Here is a 21,412-nt window from a genome sequence, read left to right on the forward strand (position 1 = left end):
ACCCACCCCGGTGGCCCCCGCCGACCGCTCGGTGCCGCTTCCGTTCGGGGTGTGGCGGTGGCTGGCCTTCCCCGATCCGTCGCCGCCCGTCCCCACCTGGGGCGGCAGGCACGCCGAACTCCTCCGTGACCACCCGCCGGAACCACGCCCCCACCACCCGTTCCGGATCGACTCGGGAGTCTTCCGGCACACCCTGGTCCGGCTCCCCGCCGCGCGCAGCCCGTGGCTCCGCGAGATCCTGGCCGACCTCATCCACCACATGCGTGCCGGTGTCTTCTAACCGCACCGGCGAAGATCGGGGCGCGGCAGCCGCAGCCTCAGCGGCGGGCCAGCGCCAGCACGCTCAGGCCGAACATCAGGACGCCCAGGGGTAGATGGACCGTCGGGACATGGGCGATGCCGAGCACGACCTGGGCCGAGGCGAGGGCGAGGAAGCCCGTGGCCTGCAGAACGGGGCGCGGCGAGCCGCCGCCCGGCTTCCACGCCAGTACCGCCGCGAGGACGTACAGCATCGTCGCCCCGTACATCACCCGTGCCCCGACACTGTGCAGCGTCTCCCCGTACGGCGAGGTCAACAGCAGTCCGGCGGAGATCGCCTGAAGGAAGATCGTCAGGGTCTGCAGGGCGATCGTGATCCGCAGGAACGAGGAAGTGTGCCGTGCGTTCGCCGTCGTCGTCACCTGGGTGGCCATGTCGCGGTCTCCTTCATGCCTCGGGCGGTGGATCGATAAGGTCTCTCCAGGCCGACGACGTGGACCGGTGAAAGGTAAGGCGAGTTGGGCGAGGGGGCGGCGGTGGACGGGACGACGGGCGCGGCTGCGGTGGACGGGGAACGGCGTCAACTGGTCAATGTCGCCTACCGGTTGCTCGGTTCGGCGACGGAGGCCGAGGACGCCGTACAGGACGCGTACGCACGCTGGTACGGGCTGCCGAACGGCCGGCGGGAGGAGATCGAGTCACCCGGAGCCTGGCTGACGACCGTGACCGGCCGTATCTGTCTGGACCTGCTCGGCTCGGCGCGCGCCCGCCGCGAGCGCTACGTCGGTGTGTGGCTGCCCGAGCCGCTGCCCGACCGCATCGAGTGGGAGCACGGGGGACGCGTCGTCCACGCCCCCGGCCCCGCTTCCCCTGCCGGCCCCGGCGGCTCCGCGAGCCCCACCGATCCGGCCGACCAGATCGTGCTGGACGAGTCGGTGGCCATGGCCCTCCTCGTCGTCCTGGAGTCGATGACGCCGGCCGAGCGGGTGGCGTTCGTGCTGCACGACGTCTTCCGCTATCCGTTCGCCGAGATCGCCGGCGTCCTCGGCCGGAGCTCCTCGGCCTGCAAACAACTGGCCGCCTCCGCCCGGCGACGGGTGGGCGTCGTCCGTACTCCGGTGACGGCGGCCGACCGCGCGGAGGTCGTCAGACACGTCAAACAGGCGTGGGAGAACAAGGACATCGCCGCCCTCGTCGGTCTCCTCGACCCGGACGCCGTGATGACCGCCGACGGCGGCGGCATGGTCGGCACCGTACTGCGCCCCGTCGAGGGCGGCGCGCGTATCGCCCAGTACATGGTCGCCATCGCCGACCGGGCGCCGGGACTCGAACTCCTTGAGCGGTCGGTCAACGGGGTGCCGGGCCTGGTGGCCCGGCGCGACGGCGTCGTCATGACCGTGGCCGCGTTCGACATCGCCGACGGACAGGTCACGCGGATCTGGGCGATCAGGAACCCCGAGAAGCTGCGCTCCTGGGCGAGGGAACAGTAGGGTCGCCGACCGGCCTCAGTCGAGACAGAACTCGTTGCCCTCGATGTCCTGCATCAGCAGGCACGACTCGTTGAACTCGTCGGCGCGCAGCAGGTGTACGCGCACCGCGCCGAGCGCGACCAGACGCGCGCACTCGGCCTCGAGCGCGGCGACCCGCTCGTCACCCACCAGCCCGGTGCCCACCCGCACGTCGAGATGCACCCGGTTCTTGACGACCTTGCCCTCGGGAACGCGCTGGAAGTACATCCGGGGCCCGACCCCGGTCGGGTCCATGCACACGAACCCCGCCCCCTGGCGCTCGGGCGGCAGCGAACGGTCGTACTCGTCCCAGGAGGTGAACCCCTCCGGCGGCGGCGGTACGACATACCCCAACACCTCGCACCAGAAGCGGGCGACGCGCTCGGGCTCCGCACAGTCGAAGGTGATCTGGACCGTCTTGATCGATGACATCGGCGCACCATAGCAAGGGCGGCGAACCCGCTGTCCATGAAATATCCGGCGGCTGAAGGGAGTTGATCAGAGCATGACTCAAGGACCGGCCCCGCGCCCGCTGTCCGAGGAGGCCCTCTCCGGTCTCCTCGGCACCTACAAGTTCGGCACGCTCGCCACCGTCAAACGTGATGGCCACCCCCATCTGACCACCATGCTGTACGGCTGGGATCCCGAGGCCCGCGTCCTGCGGTTCTCGACGACCGCCGACCGGATCAAGGTCAAGCATCTGCGGCACAACCCGCGAGCGACGCTGCATGTCCAGGGTGGCGACGTGTGGTCGTTCGCCGTGGCCGAGGGCGAGGCCGAGGTCTCGGAGGCCACCACGGTTCCCGGCGACGCGGTCGGGCGGGAGCTCCTCGGGCTGATCCCGGAGGAGGCGAAGCCCGAGGACGAGGACGCTTTCCTGGCGCAGCTGGTCGCCGAACGCCGCGTGGTCATCCGGCTTCGGGTGAACCGGCTCTACGGAACGGCGCTCGACATCTCCGGTCAGTAGCGGCACGCGTAGGTCCCGGGCCGGCAGCGGCCGAGCGTCGTTCACAGTTTCGTCCCATAACCTCGTGCACAGGGACGTAGGTTGCCGTGTGGATCCACGCAGGAGGCGATGGTGTTCGGAAAGGGAACGCGGTTGCTCACGGGCGCCGTCACCGTGGCCTGTGTGGTCATGCTCGGCTCCAGCGCGCCCGGCGACGGCCTCTTCGCCGGGGCGCAGCCCGTCGACGCCGTCAAGGACGTCGTACCGAACCGGGTCATGACCTGGAACATGTGCAACCCCTGCGAGGAGAGCAACGTCGACCGGGCGGCGGAGATCGCCAGGTACGCACCGCAGGTCATCGGGTTGCAGGAAGCGTGCGCGCGTGACGTCGAGCGGATCCGGGAGTACCTGGAGAGCCTGCACGGGCTGGTCTACCACGTCGAGTACGGGACCGTGCTGCAGAACTGGAACCGTTGCGGGGGAGTGCCGTGGAGCCCGGGAGGCTACGGCCAGGCGATCCTCTCGGCGGCACCGATGACGGACCGCGTCAACGTGGAGTACCCCGACGGCGGGTCCGAGGACCGCGGGTACCTGGCGGTCACCACGAAGGTGGACGGCCGGTCCGTCCGGGTCTTCAACACCCACCTCGCCCAACGGCAGCAGGCGGACGTCCGGGCGGCACAGGTCCGCGTACTCGCCCCGGTAGTGGCCCGGTACGACCGTGCCGTCGTCGTCGGCGACTTCAACGCGGTGCCCGACGCCCCCGAACTCGCCCCGATGTGGAAACTGGCCACGGACACCGATCCCGGGTGTCGTCCCGCACTCGCCGGCGACTGCGAGGTGACCACCGACTGGCAGAGCAAGTTCGACTACGTCTTCCTGCGGGGCATCACTCCGCTCCGGCACGAGGTGCGGCTGACGGAGACCTCGGACCACCACCTGCTGCACACCGACCTGGAGGTCGGCTGAACCGCCGCCCCGCCGCGCTGCACGCTAGGGCGCCTGCTCCGCGCGGGCGCGCAGGCGGCGCAGCATGCGGGCGTCCTCGAAGCCGACCGAGCGGGCGGCGGCGTCGACCGTCGCACCGTGGCTGATGAGGTGCTCGGCGCGCTCCAGACGGAGGGTCTGCTGGTAGCGCAGCGGGGTGAGACCGGTGGCGCGGCCGAAGAGCCGGGTGAGGGTGCGTTCGCTGACGCCGACGGCCGCGGCCAGACCGGTCAGCGGAAGCGGCTGGTCGAAGCGGGTGTCGATGAGGTCCTGGACCCGGTGCACGGTGTCGTCGAGATGGGACCGGTGCCGGAACATCGCGCTGGACTGCGGCTCGTTGCCGTTGCGGCGGGCGTAGACGACCATGTCCCGGGCGACCTGGGCGGCGACGGCGGGCCCGTGCCGTCCGGCGACGAGATGCAGGGCCAGATCGATGCCGCTGGCGATACCGGCCGAGGTGATCACCCGGTCGTCGGCGGTGAACAGGACGTCGCGGACGACGACCGCGCCGGGGTGGCGCAGTGCCAGCTCGTCCTGCACGTCGTGGTGGGTGGTGCAGCGGCGGCCCTTGAGCAGACCGGCCCGGCCGAGCGCCTCCGCGCCGGCACAGACGCTGGCCACCGTCCCGCCCCGCGCGTGGTGGTCGGCCAGGGCCTTGAGGGAGGCGTCGGAGACGGCGGGTGAGTCCGCCAGGGTCACCGTCCGCCAGCCGGGCACCACGACCAGGTCCTCGGGTGCGAGTGCGGGCCAGTCGGTCCGGGCCACCAGCGGCAGCCCCTGCGCGGAGGGGACCTCGGGCCGCTCGGCGACGTACGTGAGCGTGTAGGGGTACCCGAAGTCGGCCGCGGTGGAGAAGACCTGCGCGGGGCCCGACAGGTCCAGCAGATGGACTCCGGGTACCAGGAAGAAGACGATCCGGCTCACGATCCGGCCATCATGCCGGAAGGTCCGCCGCGGCCTCCAGCTCGTCGACCGTCGCGATGGTGGCGAAGCGGCCGGCGAGGGCGTACTCCGTGCGGCGGACGACCTCGTCGGCGGGCAGGGTACGGGGGTCGGCGAGCAGTTCGGCGACGGTCCGTCCGGCGGGGGCTTCGCGGTGCGGGATCGGCTGGGTGGCGGTCGCGTCGACGACGAACGTGACCTGGTAGCCGAGGTCGCTCGCGACGCGGGCAGTGGTCTCCACGCACTGCTCGGTGCGGATGCCGCAGACGGCGACCTCCCGCACGCCGCGCTCGGTGAGGATCTGTTGCAGGTTGGTGGTGGTGAACGCGTTGTGCGAGGTCTTGTGGAGCAGCGGCTCCTCGTCCTCCCGGCGTTCCAGTCCCGCCAGCAGCCGGACGTGGCCGAGAGCCGGGTCGAAGACGTCGCCGCTCCCGGGCTCGGCGTGGAGGACCCACACCACCAGGTCTCCGGCCCGGCGGGCCAGCCGGACCAGCCGGTCCACCTTGTCGGCGATCTTCGGGTCGGAGATCGCCTCCCACAGCGGATCGGCGCGGAAGGACTCCTGGACATCGATGACGATCAGTGCTCGGGTCATGTCCCCAGCCTCGGCCCTACGGACCGAGCCGCGACAGGCCGCATCGGGTCCCCGAGCGGACCGATCCGGTCAGCCGCCCCGAATGGTCACTCCGCGGGCATGAGCGGTCGTAAGTGATCCGCAGGCGTGGCAGAGCGCGGCTCCCTCGTTCATTAGCGGAACAACGGCGATGCCGCCGACGGGCACCTCGTACGGTCCTCGCACCGGCGGGGAGGGCGATGCCCGAGCCGCGCAGTGATCGACAGGAGATGCCGATATGAGCAATGTGGAGATTTCCCTGAAGGAGATCATGACCTCGATCGAGGGTTCCCTCGGGACCGCGCTCGTGGACTACACCAGCGGAATGGCGCTGGGCACGCTGGGCGGCGGAAAGGATCTCGACCTCACGGTCGCGGCGGCGGGCAACACGGACGTGATCCGCGCCAAGAGCCGCACCATGGAACACCTCGGGCTGACGGGGGAGATCGAGGACATGCTCATCACCCTCGGTAGTCAGTACCACATCATCCAGCCGCTCAAGGGCCGCAGCGGCAACGGACTGTTCCTCTACCTCGTGCTCGACCGGACGAAATCGAACCTGGCCATGGCCCGCCACCAGCTCAGGCGCGTCGGGGCCGAACTCGACGTGTAGCGAACGACGTTCTCCATGGCCTCGCACGCCCATGAGTTGAAGATTTCTTCAACTGGACATATCCAGATCGGGTCAATCCCCGGGGTGTGCGGGGCCGGATCCACGAGGATGGGGACGCAAGTCCGCCCGCGGTGGCGCACCCAGGCCGCCGTGCCCACAGAGCCCGTCGAACGCGGCAGGGAGCGAGCGATTCTCATGCAGGTGCCCCTCTACCAGGCGAAGGCCGAGTTCTTCCGGATGCTCGGGCACCCGGTGCGCATCAGGGTCCTGGAACTGCTCCAGGGCGGCCCGCTGCCCGTACGCGACCTGCTGAGCGAGATCGAGATCGAACCGTCCAGCCTCAGCCAGCAGCTGGGCGTCCTGCGCCGCTCCGGCATCGTCGTCTCCATCCGGGAGGGCTCCACCGTCAGCTACGCCCTCGCGGGTGGCGACGTGGCCGAACTGCTCCGCGCGGCCCGCCGGATCCTGACCGAACTGCTCGCAGGCCAGAGCGAACTGCTCGCCGAACTCCAGCAGGCGGACCTCCCGCCGGCCCCCTCCCGCACGCGGCCGGCCGAGGCGCGTGAGCCGGTGCCGCACACGGTGGCGCGGGCTGGTGCCAAGTAGGTACCATGCCGCGTATGCCATCACTGAACGTGTCCTTCACGGACGAGGAAATGGAAGGTGTGCGGGCGGCCGCGGCGGCCGAGGGCAAGAGCCTGAAGCAGTACATGCACGATCTCGGGGTCCGCGAGATGCACCGCAAGCGGTTCGTCGCCGGTGCCACCGCATGGGCGGACCGGCTGCGCGGCGAGTTCGACGAGGCCTTCCCCGACGAGGTGCCGCCGTCCCAGCGTGGTCAGGGAGTCACCGCCGCCTGATGAGTGAGACCCTGTACGTCGACGTCTCCTGGCTGCTGGACGTCCAGGAGGCCGCCCTCGGCGGCGAGGACGTGTCGGTCACGGACTACTCCGCCCTGGTGGCGGCCGTCGCCCGGCACAAGACCCGGATGCCGACCCTGGAGAAGTCGAACCCCGACGCCGCCTGGCGCGCGGCCGCGCTGCTGCACACCATCGCGCGCCTGGAGCCGTTGCCGCACCGCAACAGCCTCGTCGCCGCGTTCGTCGCCGCCCAGTACATGGAGCAGGCGGCACAGGGCATCGATCCGCCCTACGGCGCCCTGTCGGACCTGATCAGGAAGGTCCGGGAGAGCAGGCTGACCATCTACGAGGTCGCGGACACCCTGCGTTCCTGGCGGATCTGACGTGCGACAGGCCCCCGGGCGCCGTGCGCGCCGGGGGGCCCGCGGTGACTCAATGGGCGTATCAGCAGGTCGAGTTGGTCTGGGTGAGCAGGCCGAGCCGCCACGGCAGCAGGTTGTAGTCACCGCTCGCGCCGGGGTTCATGCCCTGGTACAGGTACTGCAGCCGGCAGGCGGGGATGGTCAGCGTCTGGTCGTACCCGGACCGGATCATCTCGCCGTGGCTGACGTCCCTCGTCCACGCTCCCGACGGGAAGCTGACGTTGTTGGCGCGGGCGAACGGATTGCTCTCCGACGCGGCCAGCTGGGTCCAGGAACCGGCGAGGCTGCTGGAGGTCCAGGAGCGGAAGTAGCGCCGGCCGTCCGATCCGATGGCCTCCACCAGGAGCAGATACTGGTCGGCCCCCTGCACCTTGTACACGTTGCTCGCTTCGAAGAGGGCGTACTTGGAGTCGCGGGCCGCGATGACGGTGTCGGTGAAGCCGTTCGGGAACTGGCCGACGCTCGTCCGCGACCGGTAGAGGTGCCCGTTGTCGTCGGAGGAGAACAGATAGCAGTTGGCGCTGTCGCAGATCACCCACATGTCGACCCAGTAACCGTTGCCGATGTTCTGCCGGATGATGTCCGGCATCGACGAGTAGAAGTGGCGCGGCGCGCTCCACCCGTTCGGATTGCTGATGTCGGGATTGGTGGAGTAGGAGGCGTTGCCGGTCTGGTACACGAGGTACCACAGGCGTTGCGGGGCGTAGTAGAAGACCTGAGGGGCGGCCCGGTAGCCGGCTCCGATGGCACTGCGGTCCAGGTAGTGGTGCGTTGCGGAGCCCGCCTGCGACCAGTCGCTGAAGTTCAGGTACACCAGGTTGTACCCGGAGGAGCTCGCGACGCTGGCGAACACGTGGTACTTGCCGTTGTACCGGACGACCGTCGGATCCTTGATGCCGGCGATGTTGTGGGTGGCGTCCGGCTTCGGCGAGATCAGCGTCCCGCTGGAACTCCAGGAGAAGCGGGAGGGCAGAGCGGCGGCGGACCGGGGCGAGGAGGTGTCCGCCCGCTGGGTGGTGGGCGTGCCGCCCATGGCCGTGAGCGTCGACCCGTACGCCGGTTTCTTGTTGCCGTTGCGGTCGAACAACAGAGGGTTCTCCCCGGCACGCCAGGAGTCGCTGTCGCGGATGCCCCAGACGGTGATGCCGGTACAGCGCGCCACGTTCAGACAGGCCCTGACAGTGTTGGCGTACGCGGTCGTCGGGGCCTGAGCGATGTCCAGCTCCGTGATCTGCACGTCCACACCGAGCGCGGCGAAGCTCGACAGCGTCGTCCGGAAACTGGCGGGGGGACCGCCGGCGCCGAAGTGGGCCTGGAGGCCCACGCAGTCGATGGGCACCCCGCGCGCCTTGAAGTCGCGCACCATGCGGTAGACGCCCTGGGTCTTCGCGGCGTTCCAGTCCTCGATGTTGTAGTCGTTGTAGCAGAGCTTGGCCGCCGGATCGGCTGTGCGGGCCGTGCGGAACGCCTGCTCGATGAACCCGTTGCCCAGCAGGTTCTGGAACACCGAGGGGCGGTGCTGGCCGCTGCCGCCGTCGGCGAAGGCCTCGTTGACGACGTCCCAGGAGTGGATCCGGCCCTTGTACCGGTTCATGACGGTCGTGATGTGGTGGTTCATCACGGAGCGCAGCGTGTTGGCGTCCGTGATGGAGCTGACCCAGTTGGGGAGTTGGGAGTGCCAGACCAGGGTGTGGCCGCGTAGGCGCTGTCCCCGGGCCGCCGCGCGGTTCACGATCTGGTCGGCAGGACCGAAGGTGAACTGTCCGCGCGAGCGCTCGGTCGCGTCCCACTTCATCTCGTTCTCGGGGGTGACCGAGTTGAACTCGCGGTCCAGGATGCCCGTGTACGTGCCGTCACCGAGCCTTCCGGCAGCCACGGCAGCACCGAAGTACCGTCCGGACTGCGCCGCCTGGGCGCCCAGGGTGGACGCCTTGACCGCGTCCGGGGCGCCGGACGCGGTGCCGGGCGTCACCAGGGCCACGAGAGCTGCCAGGCCCAACACCGAGGCCCGGCGTCGGCCGATCCGTTTCAACGGGTTCATGGTTCTCCTCGTACGGTCGGGGTGCCATGGAGGGGGCTGCGGGTGCGGAAGACGCAGGATGCGCGGTGCAACAGGGATGACGAGGGCATGACACATGCCGGTTCGTGATGCCGGACGCCGATCGGCTCGTCGGGCACTTCGGATGATAGAAGGCCGGTGAACCGCGTCAATACCCCTCGCAAAGTTCGCTCCCAAGCGCGAAATCTTTCGGAGGTGGCGAGGATGAGAAGCGGTTTGTTGACAGGCCGCCTCACATCCCTATAGTCCCCGACTACTTGGCTTGCGCATCCTCCGATCGTGAAGATGACCGAATCTTGCGATCCATCAGGCCGGCTGGTCTTCGGGTTCCACTGGCTGGGCGGCACCGCCACCGACGTCTCCACGGGCCGCACCGTGGAGACGGGCACCTGGTCCTACTACGGGCTCCAGCGACTGGCGAACGACAGTGCCGTCTTCGTCGCGCCCCAGGGGCTCGACAACGGCTGGGCCAACAGCGGCGGCGAGGACGTCACCTTCGTCGACGACATGGTCCGGCGCATCGACGCCGATCTCTGCATCGACACCGCACAGCGCTTCGCCCTGGGGTTCAGCTACGGCGGCGCCATGACGTACGCCCTCGCCTGTTCCCGCCCGACGGTGTTCCGTTCGTCAGGAACAACGGCTGCACCGCCCAGAACCGAAGTTCTTCACACGGTTCCGGAACTCCACCGCCGCGCAGGGGACTTCGGCCTCGACGAAGTGAGCGCGTGGCCCCGCGGCCCCGCATCCGTTCGGCCACGGGCCGGCGCCGGACGCCGTGCGGGCGTCCGGCGCCGGTCGTGTCAGATCCTGGTGCAGGCGGTCCCGTTCAGGCTGAAGCCGGCCGGTGCGGCGAACGTGCCGCCGTAGGTGCCCTGGAACCCGAAGCTCTGGCTGCCACCGGGGGAGATGCTCGCGTTGTGCGTCAGGGCGCTCGCCGTGACGGAGCCCGAGAACGGGGAGAGTGAGGCGTTCCAGGCGCTGGTGACGCTCTGGCCGGAGGGCAGTGCGAAGGCCAGCCGCCAGCCGTCGACGGGCGCCGAACCGGTGTTGGTGACGGTGACGTTCGCGGTGAAACCGCCCTGCCACACTGTCGTGGCGTACGACACCGCACAGGCCGCGCCGCCGCCCGGGGTGCCGGGGCCGGGTCCGCCGGTCTCCACGGCCGACGAGAAGGAGTTCACGGTCAGGCCGGTGCCGTTCTGCCAGGGTTCGAAGCCGGCCTGGACGCTGGTCAGGTACCAGTTGTTCTGGGCCAGTCCCCGGGACACGGCCTGGCGGACGAAGTCCATCACGTCGAAGCTCCAGCTCGCGATCGCCGACGGCGCGACGAAGGACAGCACGTCGTTGGTGCCGTTGTTGCCCGACCACACCTGCCAGGAGCGCCCGCCCACCGTGGCCGTACCGACCGGGGAGCCGATGGGCTGGACCGGGCCCACCTTGTTGAACCAGATCATGATCTCGGTCCGGTTCACGCCGTCGGTGCGGGGTGTCGGGTCCAGCCAGATGTCGTACGAGGCGTTGTAGACGGCGTCGCCGACATAGCCGTACGAGATGCTGCTGGGCGCGCCGGAGATGCCCGAGAGCTGGGCGGGCAGGCTGGTCCCCGGCGAGCAGTTGGTGTAGTGACAGCCGTTGAAGACGGAGGGGTACGACTTCGGGGCGCCGTCGGTGGGAACGGAACCGTCGGCCCGGGTGACCCGGAAGCCGGTGTCCGTGGTGGTGACGCACTGGGGCTGGCTCGTGCCCCAGCGGTTGTTCTGGACGACGTAGCGCCCCTGGATCACGCTCGATCCGTACTGCTCGCACACAGTCGTGTCGGCCTGGGCCGACGGCGTGGCGGCGAAGAGCGCCGCGATGGTCGCCAGTGCGGTGACGAACGCGGCCAACGCGCCGCGGGCGGTACGCGGGAGATGAGGTGACGGTCGCATGGGGGACCTCTTTCGGAGGCACGGCCGGGAGGTGGGGTGGCACGGGCGCTCCTCGGTTCCCCCGTCTGGGAGCGCTCCCATTTCCGTTCTGCTTCGGACTGTAGGAGAGCAGGCATGCCCCTGACAACCCTGCTGCGGCGGCTCGTCGCACCCGCGGAGCCCGCCGCGCCGTGCCCCGGCGCCGACAGGGGGTCCCTGCCGGCGCCGGTACGTACCGCCGCGTGGTCAGGCCAGGCCGAACCGCTCGGCGTGCACCTGCCGTCGGGGGACCGCCAGTTCGCGCAGGGAACCGAGCACGGCCGCGGTCATCGAGGGCGGGCCGCAGACGTACACGTCGCGTTCGGTGATGTCGGGGACGAGGGCCCGCAGATCGTCCGGCCCGAACGGCGGTGCTCCCTCGCCCCGGCGACCGGTGAGCAGGTGCAGTCGCCCGCCGCGGGCCGCGATCAGCGTGCGTACCTCGTCGACCAGCACGGCGTCCCTCTCGCTGCGCACCCGGTAGAGCACGACCACATCACCCGCCGGTTCCTCCTCCAGCAGGGAACGGACCGGAGTGATCCCCACACCACCCGCGATCAGCAGGGCGCCGGGCCGCGTCCGGTGCAACGAGGTGAACGCCCCGTACGGCCCCTCGACGAACGCCCGGCTCCCCACGGGGAGTTCGCGCAGTCCGGCACTGGCGCCGCCGACCGCCTTGGCGGTCAGCCGCAGTGTCCGGCCGTCGGGTGCCGCCGACAGCGAGAACGGGTTGGCCAGCCACCAGTGGTTGTGTCCGGGGAACCGCCAGACGCAGAACTGACCGGCCCGGGCCGGCAGCCGGTCGAGGTGGCGGCCGGTGACGTGCACCGACACCACGTCGTCCGACTCGCGCACGACCGCCGCGACCTGGAACCGGTGGTAGGCGTTGCGCCACACGGGCACGACGATCCGGCCCGCGACCAGGGCACCGAACGAGAACAGCCACAGGGCCCACCAGTAGGCCCACGCGAACGCGGAGGAGCCGAACGTCGTGGTCTCCAGCAACTGGTGGACGAACGCCAGCCCCAACGCCAGGTAGAGCAGCAGGTGCAGACCGTGCCATGTCTCGTACCGCAGCCGTCGGCGCACCGCGCGGGCGGAGACCGCGGCGACCACGACGACGACCGCCGCGGCCAGCATCCCGAGCAGGGAGGCCGGCACTCCGGCCAGCGCGAGGAACGTGCCCGTCAGTGACGTGTCACTGAGCCTCGCGTAGCCGAGCACCACCAGCGCCGCGTGGGTGAGGAGGGTCCACAGCAGGGTGAAGCCGACCCAGCGGTGCCACACCGTCAGCCGGTCCATGCCGATACGACGGTCGAGCCACGGCAGCCGTGCCACCAGCAGCAGCTGGAACAGCATCAGCACGGCGGCGTGCAGACCGAAGAACTTGGCGACCGTGAGCACCCCGTTCTTGCCCGTGCCCGTGGTGAGGAACAAGATCTCTACGATGGTCAGGTTGACCACGACGAACGTCCACAGCGCCCAACGCGCCGCGGCAACAGGAGATATGGTGCCGTGCCGCACCCACGTACTCGTCGCCTCCACCGCTTCCCTTCCGGTCCATGTGAGGTACACACGCCCGCTCCCGACGAGAACTCGAGGGCCGGGCACCCGAATCCGCCACGCCCCCTGGGCGGGGCAAGAATAGGCAACGTGGCAAGAAGTAGACCCCGCTGGGCCTCGACTGGTTCCTCCTCGTTACGGCAGCACACGAGTTCGGCCGTGACGGCACCCCGGGTCCTGCTCCACGGCCCAGGTCCGCGACAGCGCCACGGCCTCTTCCCGTGACAGCGGGCCGCGTTCGAGACGCAGATCGGGCGGAATGCGGGCGCTCGGCGGTAGCGCGCGTGAGACAGGCTGTGACCTCCTTCTCGTGAACGCATCGGGTGATGTCACGAAACTCGGGGAAGAAGGTGCGGCAACCGATCGGAGGTTGTCGTGGAAGGTGCAGACCTGGAGCTGGGTGAGCTGTTGGCCGCTGCGGAGGCGGCCCCACCCGGTGATTCCGTCGAAGTGGTGGCGCACGATCTCCAGAAGCGGCTGGGCGCGGAGCGTGTGTCGTTCCTGTTCGTCGACCTCATGGGGCAGCGGCTGGTACGGCTCCCCGCGCCCGCCGGTGAGCTCGTAGTGGACCAGGCCGAGCCGGTCGACCTGCACGGCAGCGTCTACGACGACGTACTACGGAGCCAGCGCCAGCACGTGGAGCCGGAGGGGCAGGGCGGGCAGCGTGTCATCACACCGGTCACCAACCGCGGTGACTGCATCGGCGTCCTGGAGATGACCCTGCAGCACACCGCTGACAGCGTGCTCCGGCAGGTCCGGGACGCGGCACACGCGTTGGCCTACATCATCGTCACGGACCGCCGCTTCACCGATCTCTACCACCTCGGCAGACGGACCACCCGCACCAGTCTCGCCGCCGAGATCCAGCACCAACTCCTTCCCTCGTCACCCTGCTGCGAGGCGGCCCAGTTCACCCTCGCCGCCGGGCTCGTCCCCGCCGACGACATCGGGGGAGACACCTACGACTACACACTCGACCGCGACACCCTGCACCTGTCCATCACCGACGCCATGGGCCACGACACCCAGTCCGCCCTGCTCGCCACGTTGTTGGTCGGCGCGCTGCGACAGGCTCGCCGCAGCGGTTGTGACGCGCTCCGTCAGGCCGAGCACGCCCACCAGGCACTGTTGCGCCACAGCCGGGGCCTGGCCACCGGACAGATGCTCTGCGTCGAACTCGAAACCGGCCTGTGCGAACTGGTCAACGCCGGGCACCCCTGGCCCCTGCGGCTGCGTGACGGCACCGTCGAGGAGGTCGAACTCGCCGTCAACCTGCCCTTCGGAGTGTCCGCACCCGTTCCCTACCGCGTGCAGGAACTGCGACTGCGTCCCGGTGATCGCCTCGTCCTGCTCACCGACGGGATGCAGGACCGCGGCGCCGCTGCCGCCGATCTGGTCTCGGTCCTGCGGGCGACTCACGCCCTGCACCCGAGAGAAGTCGTCCGCAGCCTGACCGCCGCCGTGCTCGACGCCTGCCACGGCCACCTCAAGGACGACGCCACGGTCCTGGTACTGGACTGGCACGGCAATCCCGAATGAGCGCCGCCCATGCCCCAGTTGTTCCTTCATAAACAAGGAATGATGGGGGATTGGTGAAGCATTGGCAGGGCAAACGGTGGCGCAGGAGGTTGATGACAATGGTTCCCTTGCTTCTGGTTCTGCTGCTCGCCGTGATCCTCTTCGGTGCGGGGTTCGCTCTCGAGGTGCTGTGGTGGGTGGCTATCGCCGTTCTGGTGCTGTGGCTACTGGGCTTCGTGATGCGCTCCACCCACGCCGGTGGTGGCCGCGGCCGCTGGTACCGATGGTGACGCGAGCGAGATGCCGACGGCCATGACCCGTACGCGAGAAACGCCCGAGCTGACTCCCCGACGCCTCGAAGGCCAGGACGCGCCACCGTCCGTGGAACACCGCGTCCTGCGCCTGCGCCGAAGACTGGAACGCCTGATAGGAGTCGCGGCGACCGAGGGCAACGCGCTCACCCCGCTGCGCAACGGGGACGAGATCTTCGCCGCGATGCTGGGCGCGATCCGCCGTGCCCGGCACACGGTGGACATGATGACGTTCGTGTACTGGAGGGGAGACATCGCCCGCGAGTTCGCCCGGGCGCTCGCGGAGCGGGCCCGCGCCGGAGTGCGGGTACGGCTCCTCCTGGACGGGTTCGGCAGCCGGCTGATCGAGGCCGAGCAACTGCGGACGATGGAGCGGGCCGGCGTGCAGGTGGCCTGGTTCCGTAAACCGCTGTATCTCTCCCCGCTCAAACAGAACCACCGCTGCCACCGCAAGGTCCTCGTCGTCGACGAGGAGACCGCGTTCACCGGCGGGGTGGGCATCGCCCAGGAATGGTGCGGCGACGCCCGCGACGAGAACGAGTGGCGTGACACGCACGTCGAGGTCCGCGGCCCCGCCGTCGACGGCATGGCCGCCGCGTTCGCGCAGAACTGGGCCGAGTGCCACGACGAACTCTTCGACGAACGGGACCGGTTCATCGAGCACCGCCCGCAGGGCGGGGCGATCGTCCAGGTGGTGCGCGGCTCGGCCAGCCTCGGCTGGCAGGACATGCAGACCCTGATGCGCGTCATGCTGGAATCCGCCGAGGAGCGCTTCCGCCTGGCCACCGCGTACTTCTCCCCGGACGCGTACTTCGTGGAGCTGCTGTGCGCCACCGCCCGGCGCGGGGCGACGGTGGAGATCCTTCTGCCGGGCCCGCACACCGACAAACGGGTCTGCCAGTTGGCCGGTCAGCACCACTACGACGACCTGATCGCCTGCGGAGTGAAGATCTACCAGTACCGGCCGACGATGATGCACGCGAAGGTCGTCACGGTCGACCGCGTCGCCACGCTGATCGGTTCGACCAACTTCAACCGCCGCTCCCTCGACCACGACGAGGAGATCATGCTGGCCGTGCTCGACGAGGACTTCACCCGCACCCTCGACGACCACTTCGAGGAGGACATCGCGTCGAGCGATCCGATCATGCCCGGCCGTTGGAAGCGGCGCTCCCTGGTACGAAGGGCCCGTGAAGTCGCGGTCCAGCCCGTCCGCCGCTTTCTCTGACCGGGGATCACGGGACCGGGACCAGGTGGGCCGGGAGCCCGCGCGAGCCCCGTCACGCCACCGCGCTCAGCGTGTCCGCGAGGCGTCGGCGGGCCGCGCGGGCCGCGGGCACGGCGGCCAGGGCCAGCGCCCCCAGGAGCGCCGCCGCCCCGAAGGCGGACAACGCCATGAGGGAGGGCCCCTGCGCGATGCCGGCCCCGATGCCGCTCGACCGGCCCTGCGCGTCGATCAGCCAGTGCGCGAGGGGGAGCCCCAGCGCCAGAGCGACCGTGATCGCGGCCAGGGCGGTGCAGCCCGTGGCGGTCACGGTGATCGCGGTGATCTGCCGAGGTGACAGCCCGGCCGCCTTGAGCGCCGGCAGGTCCCGCTCGCCCTCGCGCACCGTGCCGCCGATGACGGTCAGCAGCTCGACGAGACCGATCAGCGCGAGAACGCCCAGCAGACCCACGACGACACCCCGCAGCGGCGAGAGGCCGTCGGCGGGGTTCGTCACGGCGTGCGCCTCCAGCTGTCCCCGACCCGCCGCGCCGGTCAGTTCGGCCGCGACCCCCTGCGGATCGGCGTCGGGACGCAGGCGCAGCTGGTAGAGCGTGGGGCGGAGCCCGGGGTCGTTCTCGCGGAGGGTGTCGAGCGAGGTGGAGATGACGCGGCCGGCGTTGTCCGGTTCGATGCTGCGGCCCACGATGTGCAGGATCTGCGGCCGGCCGCCCACCGTCATGCGCACCCAGTCGCCGACGCGCACGTCCAGCAGGTCCAGCAGTCCCTGCCCGGCGACCGCCTCGTCGGGTCCCCGGGCCGTACGGCCCTCGGCGAGCGAGAAGGGGTAGGGGTCCTCGTCCGTACCGAGGCCGCGCAGCGCGATCGTGGCCGTCTGGCCCGGCACCAGGGCGGCCACCTCGACACCGGGGTGGACGGCGGTCACGTCCGGATGACGGGCCAGGAGGGCCCGCGTCGCCGGGGCGTTCGCACCGTCGTCGGCACGCACGGTCAGCGCGGCGGGCAGGCCCATCCGCTCCGGGTGGCCGTGGAAGCGGTCGATGGTCGTCCAGGCGCTCATCGCCACCACGATCAGCGTCAACGGCAGCGCGAGCCGGGCGACGGTGGCCAGGGTGCGGGGTCGGCGGGTGAACGCCTTGTGCCAGCCGAGGACCAGTGCGGCCGGCAGCCGCAGGGCAAGCGCCCGGCGTGCCGGCGCGGACAGGGGCCCGCCGGCCGACAGGGCGGCCCGGCGCACCGGCACCGGGGGGACCCGCCCCGCCCGCCAGGCCGCGAGGCCGGTGGTCGCGCCGATGAACAGCACCACCGTCACCGGCACCAGGACCAGGGCGACCGTGTGCCCAGGCAGCCCCTGCCACACATCGACCGCGTCCCCGAGCCGCCCCGGCAGCCGGGGCGCCAGCGCCTCGGTGAGCACCGCCGCGGTCACCGCCCCCAGCAGGGCGTAGGCGAGGTGCTGGAGCAGGAAGACACGCACGAGCTGGCCCGGGGTGAAACCGATCGCCTTGAGGATCGAGATGTCCCGCAGATGCCCCCGGACCCGGGTGCCGATCGCCCCGTGCACGGCGAGACCCGCGGCGACCAGCGCGCCCAGTCCGAAAAGCCCCAGCACCTGACCGAGCAGCCGGTCGTCGCTCTGCGCCTCGGAGCGCGCCTGCTGCCAGGAGGAGACCTCGCCGACGGCGCCCGCCCCGAGCAGGGTGACGGCCCGCTGGACAGCGTAGTCGGTGGCGTCCGGGTCGGTCAGCCGCAGCCCGATCACCTGGCCACCGACGGAGCCGGTACGGGGCAGGGCGGCCGGCGGCGCCCAGACCAGCCCGGGGCGCTCGCCCTTGCGGTAACCGGGCTCGGCGCTGTCGGCGACGCCGAGGACGGTCAGGGATCCGGTGCGGCCCGGCAGGGTGAGGACGTCCCCGGGCCCGGCCAGCAGCGCCTGGGCGAGACCGCTCTCCAGCACCACCCCGTCGGGTCTGCCGGGGTCCAGCCACCGGCCGGAGGTGAGCAGCGGGCGGCCGGTGACGGGCCGCTCGCTCGTGCCGCGCAGCTCGACCGAGGCGCGTGCGCCCCGTGAGGCGACCGTCGTGGCGGTGGTGGGGTAGGGGCCCGCCACCGCCTCGACCCCGTCCAGGTCGTCCAGCGCGGTGAGGTCGGAGGCCTCGGTGGAGGCGGCGGTGTGGATCCACACATGGGCGCCCCGGGACTGCGTGAAGACACGCTGCCAGGGGTTCGTCGCGTAGCCGAACAGCGCCGCCGCCAGCAGCAGGGAGGCGACGATGCCGACGGTGGCGAGGACCAAGAACAGTGCCTCGCCGCGATGGGTCCGCAGGTCCGAGTGCGCCCAGCGCAACATGGCTCGCATCGGTCAGTCCTTCAGCTCCAGCACGGCGGGCACCCCCGCGCCGGGTACCGGCGTGCCGTCCAGCTCGACGTCGTCCGCTATGCGGCCGTCGAAGAAGCTGATGACCCGGTCCGCCGCACTCGCCAGGCGTGCGTCGTGCGTGACCAGGAGGATCGTCTGCCCCCGCCGGTGGAAACGGGACAGCACCCGCGTCACCTCGCGCGTTCCCTTGCTGTCCAGACTCCCCGCGGGCTCGTCCGCCAGCAGCAGCGGCGGACGGTTCACCAGGGCCCGGGCGAGCGCGACGCGCTGCTGCTCGCCGCCGGAGAGTTCGCCCGGCATGCTGCGCTCCTTGCCCGTGAGTCCCAGCTCGGCCAGCAGTTCCTCGCGCTCGGCGCGCGCCCGCTTGGCGGAGACCCCGGCCAGCAGCGCCGGCAGTTCCACGTTGTCCGCGACGGACAGGTCGGAGACCAGGTTGAAGAACTGGAACACGATGCCGATCCGACGCCGGCGCTCGACGGCCCAGCGCGCCTCGCTGTAGCCGTCGGTGCGCTCGCCGCCCAGCCAGACGCTGCCGCTGTCCGGCCGCTGCAACCCGCCGAGCAGATGCAGCAGCGTCGACTTGCCCGCACCGGACGGACCGGTGACGGCCACGAACTCGCCCTCGCGCACGCACAGGTCCACTCCGCGCACGGCATGGGCGGGCGCGCCCTGCCCGTGATGGGTCTTGACGAGGCCCTCGGCCCGCAGCACAGGGATGGGGACGTCGCTCACCCGGGCTCCTCCAGCTCCTCCTGGCAGCGCTCCAGCCAGTCGAGGTCGGCCTGGAGGTGCAGCATGGCGCCCTCGATCAGCAGCCGGGAGACACGGTTGTCCCGGCCGTTCTCGGCTGTGGAGAGCTTCGACAGATTGCGCATGGTGTTCAGGTAGTGGCGCCGTTGTCTGTTGATCAGGGCGATCTGGTCGGCGAGACCCGTCTGCGGGGCGAGCGCGAGCTTCATGAAGAACTCGTCCCGGACCCGCGGCTCCTCCGCCGTCTCCTCGTACCAGGCGCGCAGCGCCTCCCGCCCGGCGTCGGTGAGGTGGTAGATCTTCTTGTTGGGCCGGCTCGACTGCTCGACCTCCTCGCCCTCGATCAGGCCCGACTTCTCGAGGCGGCCGAGGGTCACATAGATCTGGCCGACGTTCGGCTGAGGGTACGCGGCGCCCAGCAGTTGCTCAAGGTCCTGCTTGAGCTCGTAGCCGTGGGCCGGGCCGCGCGCCAGCAGGGCCAGGAGGGGCAGGCGCACTCGAGCTGTCCTCCTCGCAGCCTCGTATTGTGTTCCAGGCCCTAGTATCGCCCATACCTAACAGGTATACATGGCCCCTGACTCCGGGCGAAGGTGCCCGGTGCCGGTGTACAGGGAGGAACCTATGCGGTGGATGCGCGCCGCCGGTAGGAGCCTCCTCGTCCTCGCGGTCGTGCTGGCCGGTTACGGAGCCTCCGGGGCCCGGGCCGACGGCGGACTCAGGGGCCGGGGTCCGCTGACCCTCGCCACCGCGGGCGACCTCACCGGCTATCTCGGCCCCCTCCTCGAAGGCTGGAACCGGGCCCACCCCGGGGAGAAGGTCACCCTCGTCGAGCTGCCGGACTCCGCCGACGAGACCCGCGCCCAGATGATCACCGATCTGCGCGCCGACGGACGCGGCCGGTTCGACGTCCTCAACATCGACGTCACCTGGACCTCGGAGTTCGCCGCCGCCGACTGGATCCGTCCGCTGCCGAGGAACCGCTTCCCGCTCGGCAGCTTCCTCCCGCCGGTCGTGGACACGGCTACGTACGACGGTCGGCTCTACGCCGTCCCGTACGTCACCAACGCGGGTCTGCTCCTCTACCGCGCGGACGTCCTCGCAAAGGAGGGTCTGCCGCCGCCCCGCACCTGGGCCGAGTTGGAGCGCTACGCGAAGACCGTCGCGCCCCGGCACGGACTCGACGGCTACGCGGGCCAGTTCCTGCCCTACGAGGGCCTGACCGTCAACGCGGCCGAGGCCGTGTACTCGGCGGGCGGCACCATCCTCGGTGACGAGGGCGAACGCGTCACCGTCGGCTCGGCGGCCCAGGAGGGCATCGGCTTCCTCGCCCGTGGTGTGCGCGAGGGCTGGATCCCCCGGGAGGCGCTGCAGTACAAGGAGGAGGAGTCCCGGCAGGCGTTCCAGGACGGCCGGCTGCTCTTCCTGCGCAACTGGCCCTACGCCTACGTCAGCGCCTCCGCCGCGGGCTCGGCGGTCGCCGGGAAGGTCGGCGCCGTGCCGCTGCCGGGGCCGGACGGGCCCGGGACCAGTGTGCTCGGCGGCTCCAACCTGGCCGTCAGCGCCCACGCCGAGCACCCCGACACCGCCGCGCGCCTGATCGCGTACCTCACCGGCGAGCGCGTCCAGCGGCAGGTCCTCACCCGGGGCGCGCTGCCTCCCGTCCGCGCGGAGCTGTACGAGGACCCGGGCCTGGTGCGGGAGTTCCCGTACCTGCCGACGCTGCGCGCGAGCGTCCTCGCGGCCGCGCCACGCCCCAAGAGCCCGCGGTACGACCAGGTCAGCCTGGTCGTCCAGGCGGTCGTGCACGACGCGCTGGCCGGGCACCGGACGCCCGAGGCGACGGTGCGACGGCTGACCCGCGAACTCGCCGACATCTCCCGGGGCTAGTTCGCCCCTCGGTAGTTCCTGAGCAGCTCTCTAGTTACATGTTAGGTAACGCGAGCGTCTCATATGATGCCCTGCTGACCCGATAAATCCCCATTTGAGCACCCAACTTTCCGGTAGCTTCTGTCTACTCGTTGACACCTCCGCGACACTCCTACCTAACATGCATGCATAACCGTCAGGTCGCACAGACAGGTCAACGGGTGAGTTCCAAGCACATCGACACACGTCGCTGGTGGCGCGACGCAGTGATCTACCAGGTGTACGTCCGCAGCTTCCTGGACAGCACGGGCGACGGCGTCGGCGATCTCGCCGGAGTCAGGGCCGGACTGCCGTACCTGAGGAAGCTCGGCGTCGACGGGATCTGGCTGAGCCCCTTCTACCCCTCGCCCCAGCACGACCACGGCTACGACGTCGCCGACCACCGCGACGTCGACCCGCTCTTCGGCGACCTCGCCGAGTTCGACCTGCTGGTGGCGGACGCCAGGCGGCTGGGCATCAGGGTTCTGCTCGACATCGTCCCCAACCACTGCTCCAGCGAGCACCCGTGGTTCCGTGAGGCGCTCGCCGCACCGCCCGGCAGCACGGCCCGCTCCCGCTTCCACTTCGCCGACGGGCGGGGAC

The 21,412-nt window shown here is 70.6% G+C and carries 22 protein-coding genes and 2 pseudogenes; 14 read left to right on the plus strand and 10 right to left on the minus strand.

Going from position 1 to position 21,412, the window contains the following annotated elements; genetic code table 11:
- Positions 1–280: pseudogene (locus tag P1P70_RS19700) on the plus strand (hypothetical protein); the annotation flags it as partial.
- 37 nt (positions 281–317) lie between these two features.
- Here P1P70_RS19700 and P1P70_RS19705 read toward each other — a convergent pair.
- Positions 318–692 carry a hypothetical protein gene (locus tag P1P70_RS19705; protein WP_319239486.1) on the minus strand — a complete coding sequence of 125 codons (375 nt, stop codon included), beginning with the start codon at positions 690–692 and terminating at the stop codon, positions 318–320.
- Between the two features lie 102 nt (positions 693–794).
- Here P1P70_RS19705 and sigJ point away from each other — a divergent pair, with 102 nt between their 5' ends.
- The gene (sigJ, locus tag P1P70_RS19710; protein ID WP_319239489.1) at positions 795–1,748 is read left to right on the plus strand and encodes an RNA polymerase sigma factor SigJ; all 954 of its coding nucleotides are present in this window, start codon (positions 795–797) and stop codon (positions 1,746–1,748) included.
- Positions 1,749–1,763: 15 nt separating this feature from the next.
- On the opposite strand, the gene P1P70_RS19715 is transcribed toward sigJ, so the two are convergent.
- A complete protein-coding gene (locus P1P70_RS19715; protein ID WP_319239492.1) occupies positions 1,764–2,198 on the minus strand; it encodes a VOC family protein in 435 nt (144 codons plus the stop codon).
- A gap of 73 nt (positions 2,199–2,271) precedes the next feature.
- On the opposite strand from P1P70_RS19715, the gene P1P70_RS19720 reads away from it, so the two are divergent.
- Both P1P70_RS19720 and P1P70_RS19725 read left to right on the plus strand, forming a co-directional pair.
- The gene (locus tag P1P70_RS19720) at positions 2,272–2,733 is read left to right on the plus strand and encodes a PPOX class F420-dependent oxidoreductase (RefSeq protein WP_319239495.1); all 462 of its coding nucleotides are present in this window, start codon (positions 2,272–2,274) and stop codon (positions 2,731–2,733) included.
- A gap of 108 nt (positions 2,734–2,841) precedes the next feature.
- A complete protein-coding gene (locus P1P70_RS19725) occupies positions 2,842–3,681 on the plus strand; it encodes an endonuclease/exonuclease/phosphatase family protein (protein WP_319239498.1) in 840 nt (279 codons plus the stop codon).
- A 24-nt stretch (positions 3,682–3,705) separates the two neighbouring features.
- Here P1P70_RS19725 and P1P70_RS19730 read toward each other — a convergent pair whose 3' ends face one another.
- Together P1P70_RS19730 and P1P70_RS19735 are read right to left on the minus strand one after the other, a co-directional pair.
- Complete coding sequence (locus P1P70_RS19730; RefSeq protein WP_319239501.1) at positions 3,706–4,623, minus strand: GlxA family transcriptional regulator; 918 nt, start codon at positions 4,621–4,623, stop codon at positions 3,706–3,708.
- Between the two features lie 10 nt (positions 4,624–4,633).
- Positions 4,634–5,236 (minus strand): cysteine hydrolase family protein, encoded by a 603-nt coding sequence (locus tag P1P70_RS19735; RefSeq protein WP_319239504.1) that lies wholly within the window; start codon positions 5,234–5,236, stop codon positions 4,634–4,636.
- Between the two features lie 256 nt (positions 5,237–5,492).
- Between P1P70_RS19735 and P1P70_RS19740 the strand changes: the two genes are divergently transcribed.
- The 4 genes from P1P70_RS19740 (at position 5,493) to P1P70_RS19755 (ending at position 7,110) form a co-directional block, all read left to right on the plus strand.
- Positions 5,493–5,867 (plus strand): hypothetical protein, encoded by a 375-nt coding sequence (locus P1P70_RS19740; RefSeq protein WP_319239507.1) that lies wholly within the window; start codon positions 5,493–5,495, stop codon positions 5,865–5,867.
- A gap of 195 nt (positions 5,868–6,062) precedes the next feature.
- Positions 6,063–6,473 (plus strand): metalloregulator ArsR/SmtB family transcription factor, encoded by a 411-nt coding sequence (locus P1P70_RS19745; protein WP_319239510.1) that lies wholly within the window; start codon positions 6,063–6,065, stop codon positions 6,471–6,473.
- Positions 6,474–6,487: 14 nt separating this feature from the next.
- Positions 6,488–6,727, plus strand: coding sequence for a hypothetical protein (locus P1P70_RS19750; protein WP_319239513.1), 240 nt, complete (start codon positions 6,488–6,490; stop codon positions 6,725–6,727).
- Positions 6,727–7,110 carry a toxin Doc gene (locus P1P70_RS19755; protein WP_184903038.1) on the plus strand — a complete coding sequence of 128 codons (384 nt, stop codon included), beginning with the start codon at positions 6,727–6,729 and terminating at the stop codon, positions 7,108–7,110. Before P1P70_RS19750 ends, P1P70_RS19755 begins: the two co-directional genes overlap by 1 nt.
- A gap of 61 nt (positions 7,111–7,171) precedes the next feature.
- Here the strand turns inward: P1P70_RS19755 and P1P70_RS19760 are convergent, their stop codons facing one another.
- Positions 7,172–9,190 (minus strand): non-reducing end alpha-L-arabinofuranosidase family hydrolase, encoded by a 2,019-nt coding sequence (locus P1P70_RS19760; protein ID WP_319239519.1) that lies wholly within the window; start codon positions 9,188–9,190, stop codon positions 7,172–7,174.
- A gap of 330 nt (positions 9,191–9,520) precedes the next feature.
- Here P1P70_RS19760 and P1P70_RS19765 point away from each other — a divergent pair.
- Positions 9,521–9,838: pseudogene (locus tag P1P70_RS19765) on the plus strand (cellulose-binding protein); the annotation flags it as partial.
- 173 nt (positions 9,839–10,011) lie between these two features.
- Here P1P70_RS19765 and P1P70_RS19770 read toward each other — a convergent pair.
- Both P1P70_RS19770 and P1P70_RS19775 read right to left on the minus strand, forming a co-directional pair.
- Positions 10,012–11,139, minus strand: coding sequence for a GH12 family glycosyl hydrolase domain-containing protein (locus P1P70_RS19770; protein WP_319239522.1), 1,128 nt, complete (start codon positions 11,137–11,139; stop codon positions 10,012–10,014).
- Between the two features lie 225 nt (positions 11,140–11,364).
- Positions 11,365–12,666, minus strand: coding sequence for a ferric reductase-like transmembrane domain-containing protein (locus P1P70_RS19775; protein ID WP_413471496.1), 1,302 nt, complete (start codon positions 12,664–12,666; stop codon positions 11,365–11,367).
- Between the two features lie 429 nt (positions 12,667–13,095).
- Between P1P70_RS19775 and P1P70_RS19780 the strand changes: the two genes are divergently transcribed.
- The 3 genes from P1P70_RS19780 to P1P70_RS19790 all read left to right on the plus strand — a co-directional run bounded on the left by P1P70_RS19780 (position 13,096) and on the right by P1P70_RS19790 (position 15,777).
- The gene (locus P1P70_RS19780) at positions 13,096–14,259 is read left to right on the plus strand and encodes a PP2C family protein-serine/threonine phosphatase (RefSeq protein ID WP_319239525.1); all 1,164 of its coding nucleotides are present in this window, start codon (positions 13,096–13,098) and stop codon (positions 14,257–14,259) included.
- A gap of 98 nt (positions 14,260–14,357) precedes the next feature.
- Positions 14,358–14,528, plus strand: coding sequence for a hydrophobic protein (locus P1P70_RS19785; RefSeq protein WP_319239528.1), 171 nt, complete (start codon positions 14,358–14,360; stop codon positions 14,526–14,528).
- Between the two features lie 22 nt (positions 14,529–14,550).
- The gene (locus P1P70_RS19790; RefSeq protein WP_319239530.1) at positions 14,551–15,777 is read left to right on the plus strand and encodes a phospholipase D-like domain-containing protein; all 1,227 of its coding nucleotides are present in this window, start codon (positions 14,551–14,553) and stop codon (positions 15,775–15,777) included.
- Between the two features lie 52 nt (positions 15,778–15,829).
- Here the strand turns inward: P1P70_RS19790 and P1P70_RS19795 are convergent, their stop codons facing one another.
- Genes P1P70_RS19795 through P1P70_RS19805 form a run of 3 tightly spaced genes read right to left on the minus strand, consistent with a single transcriptional unit; the run spans position 15,830 to position 19,401 of the window.
- Positions 15,830–18,133: an ABC transporter permease gene (locus tag P1P70_RS19795; RefSeq protein ID WP_319239533.1), complete on the minus strand. Its 2,304-nt coding sequence runs from the start codon at positions 18,131–18,133 to the stop codon at positions 15,830–15,832.
- 3 nt (positions 18,134–18,136) lie between these two features.
- Positions 18,137–18,886, minus strand: a complete 750-nt coding sequence (locus P1P70_RS19800) for an ABC transporter ATP-binding protein (RefSeq protein WP_319239536.1) — start codon at positions 18,884–18,886, stop codon at positions 18,137–18,139.
- The gene (locus P1P70_RS19805; protein WP_319239538.1) at positions 18,883–19,401 is read right to left on the minus strand and encodes a PadR family transcriptional regulator; all 519 of its coding nucleotides are present in this window, start codon (positions 19,399–19,401) and stop codon (positions 18,883–18,885) included. The genes P1P70_RS19800 and P1P70_RS19805 overlap by 4 nt, the downstream gene beginning before the upstream one ends.
- A gap of 124 nt (positions 19,402–19,525) precedes the next feature.
- Between P1P70_RS19805 and P1P70_RS19810 the strand changes: the two genes are divergently transcribed.
- Positions 19,526–20,791, plus strand: coding sequence for an ABC transporter substrate-binding protein (locus P1P70_RS19810; protein ID WP_319239541.1), 1,266 nt, complete (start codon positions 19,526–19,528; stop codon positions 20,789–20,791).
- Positions 20,792–20,991: 200 nt separating this feature from the next.
- The coding region (locus tag P1P70_RS19815; RefSeq protein ID WP_413471495.1) for an alpha-amylase family glycosyl hydrolase at positions 20,992–21,412 on the plus strand (421 nt) is incomplete at its 3' end.

The sequence above is a fragment of the Streptomyces sp. MB09-02B genome, assembly GCF_033794485.1.
Classification (GTDB): Bacteria; Actinomycetota; Actinomycetes; order Streptomycetales; family Streptomycetaceae; genus Streptomyces.